Consider the following 13,661-nt stretch of genomic DNA (forward strand, 5'->3'; position numbering starts at 1 on the left):
GTTAGGCCCATATTCGTGTGTTCTGTTACGCGTCTTCGCCTTCAGCATCGCCAGCAGCTACTGCTGCGTCGCCCTCGAGGACGGGAGCGAGCGAAAGCTTTCCGCGGTCATCGATCTTGGTGATTTCAACGAGAACCTTCTGGCCAACGGAAAGCACGTCTTCGACATTCTCCACACGCTTACCATCAGCGAGTTTGCGCACCTCAGAGATGTGCAACAGGCCGTCCTTGCCCGGAAGCAGGGAGACGAACGCACCGAAGGTAGCAATCTTGACGACAGTACCGAGGAACTGCTCGCCAACCTCAGGGTTGGTGGGGTTCGCAATGGCATTGACCTGGGCACGTGCTGCCTCAGCCGACGCACCATCGACAGCGCCGATGTAAACGGTTCCGTCTTCCTCGATCGAAATCGTGGCTCCGGTCTCGTCTTGGATCGAGTTGATCGTCTTGCCCTTGGGCCCGATGAGCTCACCGATCTTGTCAACGGGGATCTGCACGCTGATCACGCGAGGCGCCGTGGGGGCCATCTCGTCGGGACCTTCGATAGCAGCGTTGAGCACTGCAAGAATCGCAGTGCGAGCATCCTTGGCCTGGTTCAGCGCACTGGCCAAGACCGAGGCAGGAATGCCATCGAGCTTGGTGTCCAGCTGAATGGCCGTGATGAACTCAGATGTACCGGCAACCTTGAAGTCCATGTCACCCAAAGCATCTTCGGCACCCAGGATGTCGGTCAGCGCTGCGTAGCGCGTCTCACCATTGACGGTGTCAGAGACCAGACCCATGGCGATACCGGCAACAGCGGCGCGCAGAGGCACACCAGCGTTGAGCAGCGACAGGGTCGAGGCGCAGACAGAACCCATCGACGTCGAACCGTTGGAGCTGAGAGCCTCAGATACCTGACGGATGGCGTAGGGGAACTCGTCACGAGCAGGCAACACGGGCACGAGGGCGCGCTCGGCCAAGAAGCCGTGCCCGATCTCGCGACGCTTCGGCGTTCCCACGCGACCGGTTTCACCCGTCGAGTAAGGCGGGAAGTTGTAGTGGTGCATGTAGCGCTTGGACGTGATTGGGGAAAGCGAGTCGATCTGCTGTTCCATCTTCAACATGTTCAGTGTGGTGACACCCAAGATCTGAGTCTCGCCGCGCTGGAAGATTGCGCTTCCGTGAACGCGAGGGATGACCTGAACTTCGGCGTCGAGCGCACGAATGTCAGCCAAGCCACGACCATCCATACGGATGCCCTCGGAGAGGATACGGCCGCGAACGACCTTCTTCGTTGCCGACTTGTACGCAGCACCGACCTGAGCGTTGGCACTCTCGGGGAGCTCGCCAGCCTCGACCTTGGCAGAAATTGCTGCCTTGACGCGGGCCTTCAGTTCGTCGTCAGCGTTCTGACGAGTCACCTTGTCAGCGATAACGTACACGGTCTTGAGTTCCTCGTGCGCGATGGCGTCCACAGCGGCGAGAACCTCGTCGGTGTAGGGAAGGAAGACGGGATAGTTGGCGATTTCCTTGGCCGACTGAGCAGCAAGCTCAACCTGAGCCTTGACCAACGCGGTGATGAAAGGCTTGGATGCCTCGAGGCCTTCGGAGACAACAGCCTCGTTGGGCTTCTTGGCACCGGCCTTGATGAGGTCCCAGCTACCTTCGGTAGCTTCTGCTTCCACCATCATGATTGCGACGTCTTCGTTGCCCTGGGCATCGGTGACGACGCGACCAGCAACGATCAAGTCAAACACGGCCAGCTTGAGCTGGTCGATGGTGGGGAATGCAACCCACTGGTCGTCGATGAGCGCGAGGCGCACACCGGCAATAGGGCCACTGAAGGGCAGTCCCGAGATCTGAGTGGAAGCGCTGGCAGCGTTGATGGCCAGTGCGTCGTAGAACTCACCGGGAGCAATCGACAGAACCGTGATAACAATCTGAACCTCGTTGCGGAGGCCCTCAACGAACGAGGGACGCAATGGGCGGTCGATGAGGCGACATACCAAGATGGCCTCGGTCGAGGGGCGACCCTCGCGACGGAAGAATGAACCGGGGATCTTGCCGGCAGCGTAGCTACGCTCTTCTACATCCACCGTGAGGGGGAAGAAGTCAAAGTTGTCTTTGGGCTGCTTGCTTGCCGAAGTGGCAGAGAGCAACATGGTCTCTTCGTCGAGGTAGGCCGCTACTGCGCCCTGAGCCTGCTGAGCGAGGCGACCGGTTTCGAATCGGATAACGCGCTTTCCGTACTTACCGTTGTCGAGGACTGCCTCGGCGAACTTAATTTCTGGACCTTCCATTAAGGTCTTCTCCTTTGTTTATCGTCGTCGTCCCGTGTGGACAACGACTCATACAACGGAGCAATGCAGGGCAGAACAAAGACATGCAAACGCGCCACAATGGCGGGACTTTGATGAGGCTCTGTGCTGGCCACCAGTAGAAATTCACCGACCGAGTCGGGAAACCACCACCGAAGACCAGCTAACTAAACTGCCTACTCCAACCCCAAGGGTAGCAGAACACTCTGAAAAAGCCCCCTAAGGCCATCCGTCGTCGGTTAATTCTTGATGTTAAACGAAAATTGAGCCGATCTCTTTCGAGGAGACCGACCCAATTGACAAGAATCAAAAGTTCGAGATGAACTGTCGAAAACAGTTAGCGACCGATACTTAACGGCGTAGCCCGAGACGCTCGATGAGCGTACGGTAACGCGTGATGTCTACGTCGGAAAGGTATCCGAGCAGACGACGACGCTGACCAACAAGCAGAAGCAGTCCACGACGCGAGTGGTGGTCGTGCTTGTGCTCTTTGAGGTGCTCCGTCAGATCAAGGATACGCCTCGTGAGAAGTGCTACCTGAACCTCGGGGGACCCAGTGTCACCGGGGTGCGTTGCGTATTCTTCGATGATCACCTTTTTGACGTCTTGTTCAAGTGCCATATTTAGGATCCCCTCTCTTATTTCTCGTTGCGCGGTGCCACCAACCTGATGTTGTGACTCTCTTTATCCGCGGCCGTTAGACGGCAACTACCCAAGACTACCAGAGGAGCCGATAGAGTCTGATCCATCATCACTTTCGGTAATCACACAGATTGAGAACCCCCATGACCTTCTTCGAGTCCATCAAAGCTGTTCTCACCAACTACGCCGGTTTCACGGGCCGGGCTAGCCGCTCCGAGTTTTGGTGGTTCTTTCTCTTTACCGTCATCGTGAGCGCCATCTTCAGCACCCTCGCCGGCGGCAATTCGTCGAGCTTCTTCGGGATTCTCGGCACGGTTGTGAACCTTGCCCTTTTAGTTCCATCTCTCGCCGTGGGCGCTCGTCGCCTGCAGGACATCGGCCGCTCGGGCTGGTATCTCCTCTTCGCCTTCATCCCACTGGTTGGCATCATCATCTTGATCGTCTGGTGGGCGCGCGCTGGCGACCCCACCGATAATGCCTTCGGCACTGCGCCAGCCGTCCTCGCTCGTTCTTAGATCTCCGGCGTTGCTCGGTTGAGGTAACGAACGATGCCGAAAACGAGCAGGCCCTCCCCCACCATGTAGGTTCCCATGATGAGTTCATCCGAAAAAATCATCGTGATGTTGGGTGCGAACCGATCGAGCGCCAACAGCGTATCTGAGGCCAAGAACAGTGCCCCTCCGGTAGCCGTCACACTGTTGACCCGGGTGGCCAAAGTGGCCATGGACCCGAGAACCAAACCGTAGACCATGACGGGAATGGTCAGACTCCCAAGCCCAGGCAACAGGATGACGATGAGTGCCACGAACCACGCGGCGTACAGTGAGGTGAACCACGATAGTTTCCCACTGCCGACCTTCACGAAGAGCGTGATGTACGAAATTTGTGCAAGAAAGAAGAAAGCCAGCCCAATGAGGAAGCCAATACTCGCGGGTGACTGTAACGAGACGTCCCCCGCCATAGAAAAGGCAAGGGCCAACGACGTGAGGACCAGCGTCGGCATCGTCAATCGCGGTGCTGCGACCAGGAACGTGACCAAAAGAAGCGCCATGAGAAGTGGCTTGGTGGCGGCCACGACGTCATCCTGGTGGGCGGCAATGGCCACAAAATGAACCACGCACAGCACGATGTAGGGCACGAAAGCGAAGCGACGAATATTCTTCATGCCTGCGACTGTACCGGTCAGAGAGAATCGTGCCACGATGGAACATGATCTTTGACGACGTTAATCCCATTGAGCACTTGAGCCACGAAGCCGCATGGGCATTTCTCAGCAGCGAGACGGTGGGGCGGTTGGCGGTCAGTGTCGGTAAGCAGCCCGATATTTTTCCCCTCAACTACGTGGGATATGAGGGCAAGGTCTACTTTCGGACGGCGGAAGGCACCAAGCTTCTCGAACTCACCGTGAACGCCAATGTTGCATTTGAAGCCGATGGGTATGACGACACCAGCGCCTGGAGCGTGGTGGTCATCGGAACGGCCCGGGCGATCGAATCCCAGGGGATGATCGACATGCTCAACACACTCCCCCTGCACCCCTTCGCTCCGACACTCAAGTTTGTCTGGGTGGAGATCACCCCCAATGAGCTACGTGGTCGTAGCTTCAAAATGGGCCCCGAGCCCGAACGTTACTAGTGGCCGATAATCTGAAGATCGTTGTGCATGTGAAGCCCGGCAGTCGAAAAGGGCCTTTGGTCGAGACCGACGAGCAGGGGCAGCTCACCATCTTCGTGCAAGGCAAGGCAATCGATGGCAAAGCCAACGAGGGTGTTATTTTGGCGTTAGCCGATCATTTTGGCGTCGCTAAATCTCACATCACGATTACGCGCGGTCATACCTCCCGAATCAAACAGGTCATTATCGACCGTTAGTCAAACAACGAAAAAACGGTAGCAGCCATCCTTGTGGGGACAACTGCTACCAAATAATTCGAGTCTGAGGCGGGATTACGCCTTGTTGTGAGCGAAGGCGCTTTCATAAAGACATACCGCCGCCGCCGTAGCCAGGTTCATCGACTCGGCGTCACCGTAAATGGGAACGCGAATGGTGCGTTCTGCCAGTTTGAGATGCTCGTCGGTCAAGCCACGTGCTTCGTTACCAAAAAGCCACGCCGTAGGGGCATCGAGAATGCCCTCCGCGCGAGCCCTCGGCAAGTCAGTTCCCTTAATATCGGCAGCAATCAGCTGAAGGCCTGCTTCACGAACGCGAGGCAAGACATCCGCCAGCTCAACGTCGATAGTGATAGGCAGGTGAAAAAGCGAACCTGTGGTTGAACGAACAACCTTGGGGTTGTAGAGGTCAACACTGCGCCCGGTCAAAATGATGGCGTCGGCACCAGCGGCATCGGCGACACGAATGATCGTACCGAGATTGCCGGGGTCACGAACTTCTTCGAGGATGACAACCAGTTTGGGGCCATCCTGGAAGATCTCTTTGAGCGCGGTGGGGAATTGGTGGCAGACGGCAATGAAACCCTGAGGGGTAACAGTGTCCGCCATGGCCTCAAGAACGGACTCGGTGACGAACTCGACATCGACACCTGCATCGACAGCAGTCTGTGCGATATCCGTGTAACGCTCGAGAGCGGTAGGGGTCGCGTAGAGCTCGACGATGAGTTGTGGTCGGTAGGCCAAGGCCTCAGCAACGGCTTGCGGCCCTTCCAAAAGGAAGAGCCCGGTCTCGGACCGCGCTCCCCTCGTGGCTAGCTTCGCAACCGCCTTCACGCGTGCAGCGCGGGGGTTGTCGAGCATAATTTTCTTCCCTAGGCCTGAAGGACCTTGGGTGCTGACGTGTCAGCAGGAAGTGCCTTCTTGGCACTCTGAACGATGGCCGCAAACGTGGCGGGCTCGTTGACAGCGAGTTCCGCCAGCATGCGACGGTCAACCTCGATACCAGCAAGGTCAAGACCCTGGATCAAGCGGTTGTATGTCAGGCCGTTGAGGCGTGCAGCAGCGTTAATGCGCTGGATCCACAGACGACGGAAGTCGCCCTTGCGCTTGCGGCGGTCACGGAAGCTGTAGACCAGCGAGTGCGTAACTTGCTCTTTTGCCTTGCGGTACAGACGTGACCGCTGTCCGCGGTAACCGGCTGCACGCTCGAGGATGACGCGACGCTTCTTGTGAGCGTTTACCGCCCGTTTTACTCTTGCCATTTCACTATTTCCTTAAAGGGTTCAAAGTCGGCGTAGTCAGCCGACGAAGGGTTTGACTACTTGCCGAGAAGTTTCTTGATGACCTTGGAATCGGCCGGTGACAAGACCTGGTCGGCGTTCAAGGCACGCTTGCGCTTGCTGGACTTAACCTCGAGGTTGTGTCGCATGCCGGCGCGCTGCTTCATGAGCTTGCCGGTACCAGTGAGCCTGAAACGCTTCTTAGACCCGGAGTGCGTCTTCATCTTGGGCATTGTTTCTCCTTAGTTCTTTCTTCGACTGCCATAACGACAGCCGCGGGATGTGTTTAGGCGTCGCCCTTGACGGGCTCGGCCTTCGGGGTTTTGGGAGCAGCTGCTGTCTTGGCAACCGCAGGCTCAGCAACAGCGGGTTTTGCGGCTGCAGCTTTCGGTGCGGGAGCTTTCGGTGCGGCGGCAGGCGTTGCTGAGGCCTGGGGCTTCGGCGGGCCAGAAGGCTTGATGCCTGCTGGCGTTGCCGCAAGCTTGGGTGCCGCAAGTGCTTTCGCGACGGCAGCAACCTTGGGCGGAACGGTCACCGGAGAAACTCGCTTCGGCGTGGCAGCCGGCGTCTTGGCAATTGCAGCCTTGACCGTTGCTGGAGCAGAAGATGGCTCGGCGGAAGAGGTTTTGGGGGAAGAGGTTTCGGCCGACGATACCCCTGTGGACGGAGCCGCGCTAGCCGGAGCCTTTGTGGCGGGCGCCTTCGACTCTGATGCCTTCATAGAAACAGGTGCCTTAGTAGAAGCAGGTGTTCGTGTCGCGGGAGCCTTGGTGGCAGGAGCGCTGTTCGCGTCGTAAACCTTCTTCGCAAAAGTTGCCTCAATGAGCGCAGCCTCAACAGCGGTGATCACCGGTGCTGCTTTTTCCGTTGCGGAGCCTTCCGACTTCGCGGCAACCGAAGCGCTCTTCGATGCAGACTTCTGCGCATCGCGCTTAGCGTTCTGCTCTGCCTTGGCTTCGGTCTTCGTCTTCAACGGACCGATAATCATGACCATGTTGCGACCATCAATCATGGGCGAGGACTCGACAGAGCCCAACTCGGAGACGTCTTCGGCGAAACGCTGAAGCAAACGAACACCCTGTTCGGGGCGCGACTGCTCGCGGCCGCGGAAGAGGATCATGGCCTTGACCTTGTCGCCGTCTTTCAAAAAGCTTTCAGCGCGTTTGCGCTTGGTCTCATAGTCGTGAACGTCAATCTTCAGACGGAAACGAACCTCTTTGAGGATCGTGTTTGCCTGGTTGCGTCGCGCTTCTTTGGCCTTTTGGGCAGCCTCGTACTTGAACTTGCCGTAGTCCATGATCTTTGCCACGGGCGGCTTCGAGTTGGGGGCAACCTCGACGAGATCGAGATCAGCCTCCTGAGCGAGCCGGATGGCGATGTCGATGGACACGACCCCTACTTGCTCACCGGCTGGGCCGACGAGACGAACTTCAGGGACGCGGATACGTTCGTTTGTACGTGGATCGCTAATGCGCTGCTCCTCTTGTAAACCTTGTGGCCCGAAAACTGGGCGAAAGAGAAGTCTTAAGCGCACGCTACAAAGCCAAAGCCTTATGTCGTACACGACGCATAAAGGTCAAACCTAAACGCGGCACCCTTCCTACCCCCTGGCAAGCCAGTTGGCGGAGTGCAAGAACCCGGTAGCCTTTATGTAGCGGCAAACGCGGGTGGGATTATAAAAACTCCACTTTCGTTCCAAGACAGAAGCCTTGAAACCCACATAAGCCTAGCAGAGGATGAACACGTGAGCGACCGGACCGAGACCGAGGCCCTCAAGAAAGCCACTTTAGACATCGCTGAGGTTCCTGCCGTCGAGGTCATTGTTGAGGTTGCCGTCAATCTCATGAGTGCCGCCGCCATCAAGTGCGGCTTGGCAGATGAACCCGGAGAACCTTCTCAAATGGACCTCGATGAGGCCCGCAAACTTATCAACGCTCTGGCTGGTCTCGTCACCGCCGCCGCGCCCGATATCAGCGACTCCCACGCCCGCCCCCTCCGCGATGGCTTGCGCTCAGTACAACTCGCCTTCCGCGAGGCGTCGACCCACCCCGACCCCATCGGCAAAGGCCCCGGCGAAAAGTACACCGGGCCCGTCAACTAGGGAGCCGGCGTCCCGACATCAAGCGGGTTCGATCAGCCGAAAGATGAGCGCCGGTAACGTGCGCATTGCGATGACGTGAGCCGCCGAATCCGCGTCATCGACACCGGAAAGAATCGCCTGCTGCATGGCGGTCTCGTAGGTCGTCGAAACGATTCCGGCCACAATGTATGGATCCAGGGAGAATCTTGCCCCGACAGAGGCAATTGCGAGTGTTATGAGCTCGGCCAGTTCCACTGAAATTTCATGTTGGCGGGCAGTAAATCGGCGGGCAACAGCTTGATCACGCATCGCGAAGAGTCGAAACTCCCCCAACACCAGAAACCAGCGGGTGTCATCTGCCTGCAGTGCCAGCATCGCCCCGACGAGGGTTTCGACCGTGGCTTGATTGAGAGGGACGACATCGGGCCGAGCGACGTGATGTTGCGCCTCCACGGCCAGTTTCAGTCGCGCCAGGCGCAGGCCGTTCTCTCTCTCGGCCAGCGCGAAAAATAACTCTTCCTTTGACTCGAAATTCGAGTAGAAAGCGCCTCGGGAGAAACCGGCCGCCTCGGCCACCATTTCGATGGATGCTGCGTGCAAACCGTGCTCGGAAAATACTTCGTACGCGGCATCAATCAGACGTTCGCGCGTTTTCTGGCGACGAGCAGACTCACTGGGTGCCGTCACTGCAGATTCGTCGGTCATGATTCCATCCTGTCAGTTACCTGAAAAATGCAACGATACGTCACTGTATCGAATACATTTACCTCTGGATACACTGGTGTATCGAATTCGTGTATTAACCGATTCGGAGCGCTTTTGGGCCTCCCTACCGCCCGGGCGTCACTTCACTAAAGGCAACCATGTCAACACTTCTCTATTCGCTTGGCCGTTGGGCGTACCGTTCCCGACGCCTGGTTCTCGTGGGCTGGATCCTGGCGTTGGTCGTCATCGGTGGGTTCGCCGGAATCTTCAATAAGGGACTCGACAACGCCATCTCCATCCCGGGAACGGAATCACAGGTAGCGCTTCAAACCCTCGCCGCAAACTTTCCCCAGGTCAGCGGCACCTCCGCTCAACTGGTTTTTGAGGCACCTCCCGGGGATACCGTCAATGATCCCGCCATCATCAGCGCTGTAAATAGCGCCGTGGCAGACATCACGAAGCTCCCCCAAATCGCGGGAGCAGTATCCCCGTATAGCTCCACCGTCACCGGCTCTCTCAGCGACAATGGCCAAGCTGGCCTGGTGAGCATTCAGTTCACGGGTTCCGCTGCGACAATCGATGCCGCTTCGGTGGATGCCCTTCAAGGCGCCTCGGACGCCCTTGCAAAAACGCTCCCCGCCGGGTCGACCGTCTCCCTCGGCGGCGAAATTTTCAGTCAAAGTCTTCCAACCCTGAGCCTCGTCGAGCTCATTGGCGTCGCGGTTGCACTAATCGTTCTCATCATCACCTTCGGATCGTTCGTTGCCGCTGGCATGCCCCTTTTCACGGCAATCCTCGGGGTTGGCATCTCGATTGCTCTAATCTTCGTGGCAACCCTCTTTGGCCCCGTAACCTCCACCACGCCAATGCTCGCCCTCATGCTCGGCCTTGCCGTGGGAATTGACTACGCGCTCTTCATCATTTCTCGACATCAGGATCAATTACGGCACGGTCAATCTCCCGAGGAGTCCGCTGCTCGGGCCACCGCCACCGCGGGATCCGCCGTTATTTTTGCCGGTCTCACCGTCATGATCGCCCTTCTTGGGCTGGGCGTAGCCGGCATTCCGTTCCTCACCACGATGGGTCTTGCCGCCGCTGCGGGAGTGGGCGTTGCCGTGCTCATCTCGATCACCCTTATTCCCGCCCTGCTCGGATTTGCGGGCGAACGCCTTCGTCCGAAGGACTCCGTGGGCGGGCGGATGAGTAAAAATTCTGCTGAGGCAACGCAGTTTCCAACGACGACCCCTGATAGCCCGAAGCCGAGTCGGTTCTTCACTGGCTGGGTAAAGGCCGTGACCCGCTTTCCCATCGTCACGATCATTGCGGTCATCGCCGCTATTGGCTTGCTCTCAGCCCCCGCCCTGGGCCTGCGCTTGGCGCTTCCGGATGCCGGCGCGTTACCCACGACCAGCCAAGCCCGAGTTACCTACGACTTGATCGCCAAGAACTTCGGAGCCGGCTACAACGGACCCCTCATCATCACCGGCTCGATCGTCACCAGCACAGATCCACTCGGCCTGATGGCTGATCTGAAAACTGAATTCGAGAAGCTCCCCGGGGTCGCTGCCGTTCCCCTTTCAACGCCGAATGAAAAAGCCGACACTGGAATCGTGCAAGTGGTCCCGACCGGTTCCCCCGACTCCGTCGAAACGAAGGCCCTCGTGCAGGAGATTCGTTCCATGCACGACTATTTCTTGCAGACCTACAAGATTGACCTCGCGGTCACCGGATTCACTGCCGTCGGAATTGACGTCTCGGATCGCCTGGGCAACGCCCTGCTACCCTTTGGGCTCATCGTCGTCGGGCTCTCGCTCATCCTGTTGACCATGGTCTTTCGTTCCATTTGGGTGCCCGTTAAGGCTGCGGTGGGATACCTTCTCAGCGTCGGAGCATCGTTTGGTGTCGTCGCCCTCGTCTTCAACGACGGCGTTTTCGCGGACCTTCTTCATGTCGACAAGGCGGGCCCCGTTCTTAGCTTCATGCCGATTATCTTGATGGGTGTTTTGTTTGGCTTGGCCATGGACTATGAGGTCTTCCTCGTGGCGCGCATGCGCGAAGACTATGTTCACTCCGGCAATGCTCGACGAAGTATCGTCACCGGATTCATAGGGTCCGCCAAAGTCGTCACCGCGGCCGCGATCATTATGTTTGCCGTTTTTGCTGCGTTCGTTCCCGAAGGTGACTCGAACATCAAGCCCATCGCTCTCGGCCTGGCCGTCGGCATTTTTGTGGATGCCTTTATCGTGCGAATGACCTTCGTTCCCGCCGTTCTTCAACTGTTGGGCAAGCACGCCTGGTGGATGCCGCAGTGGCTTGATCGCGCTCTTCCTTCCTTTGACGTGGAGGGCGAGGGTGTTCAACGTGTGCTTGACCTAGCAGATTGGCCCAGCCCGAACTCAACCGCCGCTATTGCCGCGGAGGGTCTTACCCTGACACGAGACAGCGGATCCGCCCCGACCGCCGACCTCTTTCGAGACGTGGCCGTGATTCTGCCGGCCGGCGAAACCCTCATCGTTCGTGGGGACCATGCTCTCAACGTCACAGCACTGCTCCTCACCCTGAGCGGGCGCCTGACGCCCACGGAGGGCAAACTTAAAGTCATGGGATTGGTCCTCCCCGTTCGTTCGAGCGCCGTCCGCAAGCGGGTTGGCCTCCTAGATGCCGGAGCTGTTGCTAGCGGTGATCTCAGCCGAGTCATTCGTCGTGCTTTGCGCGAGCATCCTGATATTTTTGTCATCGATGGAATCGATACTGTAGCCGCGCCTGAGGCTCGTTCCGCGGTTCGGGACGCCCTGCTCGCCGCCACGCGTGACAAACGGCGGCGAAACCGCCCCCTGACTGTTGTGGTGGGAACGACGACAAAATCGCCGATCGACGCGCTCCATGACGTCCTTCCCGAGGGAGAAACTTCGACGGTTCTGAGATTCACGACTCCCAAGAAATCGGTCTCAACGAAAGCCAAGGTCTCATCATGACGAATCTCCTTAATCGCATGACCCGTCGTCCCGACGGCAGGGTTTCACCACTGACCATTGTTGGCCTCGTGATGGTGCCGCTCATCGTTGCCGGCTTGCTGATTTGGGGTCTGTGGAGTCCGGGAGATCGCCTTCACACCGTGACAGCCGCGATCGTCAACAACGATGTGCCTGTGACCATTGACGGTCAATACGTTCCCCTCGGGCGTCAACTTTCAGCGGGACTCGTCAGCGGCGGTGGGGAAGGATCCACGAACTTCACCTGGGTCCTCACCGATGCCGCAGGAGCCGCCAAGGGACTCACGAGCGGTGCCTACGTTGCCGTCGTCACCATTCCCAAGAACTTTTCCGCGGCAGCAACGTCGCCCGGAGGTAATGCCTCCCAGGCGGAACAAGCCACGATCGACGTCGCCACCAGCGACAAGAGTCTGCTCGTCGACAACGCCATCAGCTCGGCCATTACGTCTACGGCCGCGACCCTCTTAGGTCGACAGCTGACCACGAACTACCTAGAAAACGTGTATTTGGGCTTCAATACACTCTCAAGTCAATTGGCCACCGCCGCCAGTGGGGCCAAGGATCTTGCCGCGGGGACATTCGCTCTGGCCGACGGCGCTAATCAGGTGGCGAACGGTGCCAGCCAGCTGGCCTCGGGCCTCACGGCGCTGTCCCAAAAGACCGCCGACCTTCCGACGCAAACATCTCAACTTTCGGACGGAGCCGCCCAAACGAACGCGGGAGCGCAACAAGTATCGGGCGCTGCCGCTCAGGTCAGTGGCGGCCTGACGGGACTTAATGCCTCGTGCGCCCATTCTGGTGCATCCACCGCATTCTGCGAATCGCTGGCCACCCTGACCGGCGCCGCATCGGGAGTCGCGACCGGCGCGGCCGGCGTCGCCTCCGGAACGTCGGGACTCGCCTCTGGCACCGCGAGCTTGGCCGCCGGCATTCCTGCCCTGACCGGTGGAATTTCTAACCTCGCCTCTGCGGGTTCCCAACTACATTTGGGAATCCTAGGGATTGCCGGCGGTGCCACCGAGCTCGGGACAGGCACCCAGAACCTTGCTGCCGGTCTCCAGACGGCAGTTTCCCAGCTCCCGACGTACACCGAGGCTCAACGGACTCAGCTGGCCGATGTCGTCGCTAACCCGGTCGGCGTTGCTGGCGGAACCGCCCTCACTTTTGGTCAATCCAGCACGCCGTTATACGTTGTCTTGGCCTTGTGGATTGGTGCTTTGGCCACGTTCGTCGCCCTCGGTGCTCTTCCCAAGAGACTGCTGGAATCCACGCGTCCGTCATCATTCTTGACGTTGCGAATGTTTCTCGTGCCGGCCGGAATTGGTGCTACTCAGGGCATTTTGGTGGCGGCGATCATCGCCCTAGCTCAAGGCTACGGATTCGGTGAGTGGCTCGCCATTGCCGGAATTTCCGCCTTGATTGGCGTGGCGTTCGCTGCGACGAACCAGGCCTTGATCGCCGTGCTCGGGGGTACCGGGCGCCTCATTTCCCTGAGCATCGCCCTGCTCGTTCTGGTCACCGGCGTCATCGCCACCGTGCCGCCAGCTCTCGTGACCGCGCTCGGCTTTACGCCGGCAACCTCCGCTGTCACCAGTTTGCAAGCGGTGCTCAACGGGAGTCCGTTCATGGGACTCGGCGGCGCCATCACGGCTCTCATCATCTGGGCATTGGCAGCCTTGGCCGCAACCACCTTGGTCGTGGCCCGAAAGCGCCGCGTCAGCATTCGCCAACTCCTCAAGGCGGCAAAACCCGCCTAGGGCTCAAGTCTCAGAG

Annotated in this window: 14 protein-coding genes; 6 read left to right on the forward strand and 8 right to left on the reverse strand. The window is 58.6% G+C overall.

What is annotated here, in order from left to right:
• Positions 1 to 25 precede the first annotated feature (25 nt).
• Together FB555_RS04235 and rpsO are read right to left on the reverse strand one after the other, a co-directional pair.
• On the reverse strand, positions 26 to 2,281 hold the full coding sequence (locus FB555_RS04235; protein ID WP_182484149.1) for a polyribonucleotide nucleotidyltransferase: 2,256 nt from the start codon (positions 2,279 to 2,281) through the stop codon (positions 26 to 28).
• A 369-nt stretch (positions 2,282 to 2,650) separates the two neighbouring features.
• The gene (rpsO, locus tag FB555_RS04240) at positions 2,651 to 2,920 is read right to left on the reverse strand and encodes a 30S ribosomal protein S15 (RefSeq protein WP_182484150.1); all 270 of its coding nucleotides are present in this window, start codon (positions 2,918 to 2,920) and stop codon (positions 2,651 to 2,653) included.
• A 164-nt stretch (positions 2,921 to 3,084) separates the two neighbouring features.
• Between rpsO and FB555_RS04245 the strand changes: the two genes are divergently transcribed.
• Positions 3,085 to 3,456, forward strand: coding sequence for a DUF805 domain-containing protein (locus tag FB555_RS04245; RefSeq protein ID WP_182484151.1), 372 nt, complete (start codon positions 3,085 to 3,087; stop codon positions 3,454 to 3,456).
• Here FB555_RS04245 and FB555_RS04250 read toward each other — a convergent pair.
• The gene (locus FB555_RS04250; protein ID WP_182484152.1) at positions 3,453 to 4,142 is read right to left on the reverse strand and encodes a lysoplasmalogenase family protein; all 690 of its coding nucleotides are present in this window, start codon (positions 4,140 to 4,142) and stop codon (positions 3,453 to 3,455) included. The two genes, FB555_RS04245 and FB555_RS04250, sit on opposite strands and share 4 nt — an antisense overlap.
• Between FB555_RS04250 and FB555_RS04255 the strand changes: the two genes are divergently transcribed.
• Both FB555_RS04255 and FB555_RS04260 read left to right on the forward strand, forming a co-directional pair.
• Entirely contained in the window at positions 4,136 to 4,576 is a 441-nt protein-coding gene (locus FB555_RS04255; RefSeq protein WP_220475751.1) for a pyridoxamine 5'-phosphate oxidase family protein, read from the forward strand. The two genes, FB555_RS04250 and FB555_RS04255, sit on opposite strands and share 7 nt — an antisense overlap.
• Entirely contained in the window at positions 4,576 to 4,812 is a 237-nt protein-coding gene (locus tag FB555_RS04260) for a DUF167 domain-containing protein (protein WP_343046397.1), read from the forward strand. Before FB555_RS04255 ends, FB555_RS04260 begins: the two co-directional genes overlap by 1 nt.
• Positions 4,813 to 4,887: 75 nt before the next feature.
• Here the strand turns inward: FB555_RS04260 and FB555_RS04265 are convergent, their stop codons facing one another.
• From FB555_RS04265 to infC, 4 genes are read right to left on the reverse strand one after another with little or no spacing between them, the layout of a single operon-like run.
• Entirely contained in the window at positions 4,888 to 5,691 is an 804-nt protein-coding gene (locus tag FB555_RS04265; protein ID WP_182484153.1) for a TrmH family RNA methyltransferase, read from the reverse strand.
• Between the two features lie 11 nt (positions 5,692 to 5,702).
• Positions 5,703 to 6,092 (reverse strand): 50S ribosomal protein L20, encoded by a 390-nt coding sequence (gene rplT / locus FB555_RS04270; RefSeq protein ID WP_182484154.1) that lies wholly within the window; start codon positions 6,090 to 6,092, stop codon positions 5,703 to 5,705.
• Between the two features lie 56 nt (positions 6,093 to 6,148).
• Positions 6,149 to 6,343, reverse strand: coding sequence for a 50S ribosomal protein L35 (gene rpmI, locus FB555_RS04275; RefSeq protein WP_182484155.1), 195 nt, complete (start codon positions 6,341 to 6,343; stop codon positions 6,149 to 6,151).
• Positions 6,344 to 6,396: 53 nt separating this feature from the next.
• Positions 6,397 to 7,581 carry a translation initiation factor IF-3 gene (infC, locus tag FB555_RS04280; protein ID WP_182484296.1) on the reverse strand — a complete coding sequence of 395 codons (1,185 nt, stop codon included), beginning with the start codon at positions 7,579 to 7,581 and terminating at the stop codon, positions 6,397 to 6,399.
• 273 nt (positions 7,582 to 7,854) lie between these two features.
• Between infC and FB555_RS04285 the strand changes: the two genes are divergently transcribed.
• Positions 7,855 to 8,211: a DUF1844 domain-containing protein gene (locus tag FB555_RS04285; RefSeq protein ID WP_343046398.1), complete on the forward strand. Its 357-nt coding sequence runs from the start codon at positions 7,855 to 7,857 to the stop codon at positions 8,209 to 8,211.
• An 18-nt stretch (positions 8,212 to 8,229) separates the two neighbouring features.
• Here the strand turns inward: FB555_RS04285 and FB555_RS04290 are convergent, their stop codons facing one another.
• Positions 8,230 to 8,895 (reverse strand): TetR/AcrR family transcriptional regulator, encoded by a 666-nt coding sequence (locus FB555_RS04290; protein ID WP_182484156.1) that lies wholly within the window; start codon positions 8,893 to 8,895, stop codon positions 8,230 to 8,232.
• Between the two features lie 158 nt (positions 8,896 to 9,053).
• Here FB555_RS04290 and FB555_RS04295 point away from each other — a divergent pair, with 158 nt between their 5' ends.
• Together FB555_RS04295 and FB555_RS04300 are read left to right on the forward strand one after the other, a co-directional pair.
• Positions 9,054 to 11,870: an MMPL family transporter gene (locus FB555_RS04295; protein WP_182484157.1), complete on the forward strand. Its 2,817-nt coding sequence runs from the start codon at positions 9,054 to 9,056 to the stop codon at positions 11,868 to 11,870.
• Positions 11,867 to 13,645, forward strand: a complete 1,779-nt coding sequence (locus FB555_RS04300; RefSeq protein WP_182484158.1) for a YhgE/Pip family protein — start codon at positions 11,867 to 11,869, stop codon at positions 13,643 to 13,645. The genes FB555_RS04295 and FB555_RS04300 overlap by 4 nt, the downstream gene beginning before the upstream one ends.
• Positions 13,646 to 13,661: the final 16 nt, after the last annotated feature.

Source organism: Alpinimonas psychrophila, assembly GCF_014137865.1.
GTDB classification, from domain to species: Bacteria; Actinomycetota; Actinomycetes; order Actinomycetales; family Microbacteriaceae; genus Alpinimonas; species Alpinimonas psychrophila.

Excerpts from the sequence above, each read along its gene's own strand:
- FB555_RS04290 (WP_182484156.1), bottom strand. The coding sequence starts at position 8,895 with ATGACCGACGAATCTGCAGTGACGGCACCCAGTGAGTCTGCTCGTCGC.
- FB555_RS04295 (WP_182484157.1), top strand. The coding sequence starts at position 9,054 with ATGTCAACACTTCTCTATTCGCTTGGCCGTTGGGCGTACCGTTCCCGA.
- rpmI (WP_182484155.1), bottom strand. The coding sequence starts at position 6,343 with ATGCCCAAGATGAAGACGCACTCCGGGTCTAAGAAGCGTTTCAGGCTC.
- FB555_RS04245 (WP_182484151.1), top strand. The coding sequence starts at position 3,085 with ATGACCTTCTTCGAGTCCATCAAAGCTGTTCTCACCAACTACGCCGGT.
- rpsO (WP_182484150.1), bottom strand. The coding sequence starts at position 2,920 with ATGGCACTTGAACAAGACGTCAAAAAGGTGATCATCGAAGAATACGCA.
- FB555_RS04235 (WP_182484149.1), bottom strand. The coding sequence starts at position 2,281 with ATGGAAGGTCCAGAAATTAAGTTCGCCGAGGCAGTCCTCGACAACGGT.
- FB555_RS04300 (WP_182484158.1), top strand. The coding sequence starts at position 11,867 with ATGACGAATCTCCTTAATCGCATGACCCGTCGTCCCGACGGCAGGGTT.
- FB555_RS04265 (WP_182484153.1), bottom strand. The coding sequence starts at position 5,691 with ATGCTCGACAACCCCCGCGCTGCACGCGTGAAGGCGGTTGCGAAGCTA.
- rplT (WP_182484154.1), bottom strand. The coding sequence starts at position 6,092 with ATGGCAAGAGTAAAACGGGCGGTAAACGCTCACAAGAAGCGTCGCGTC.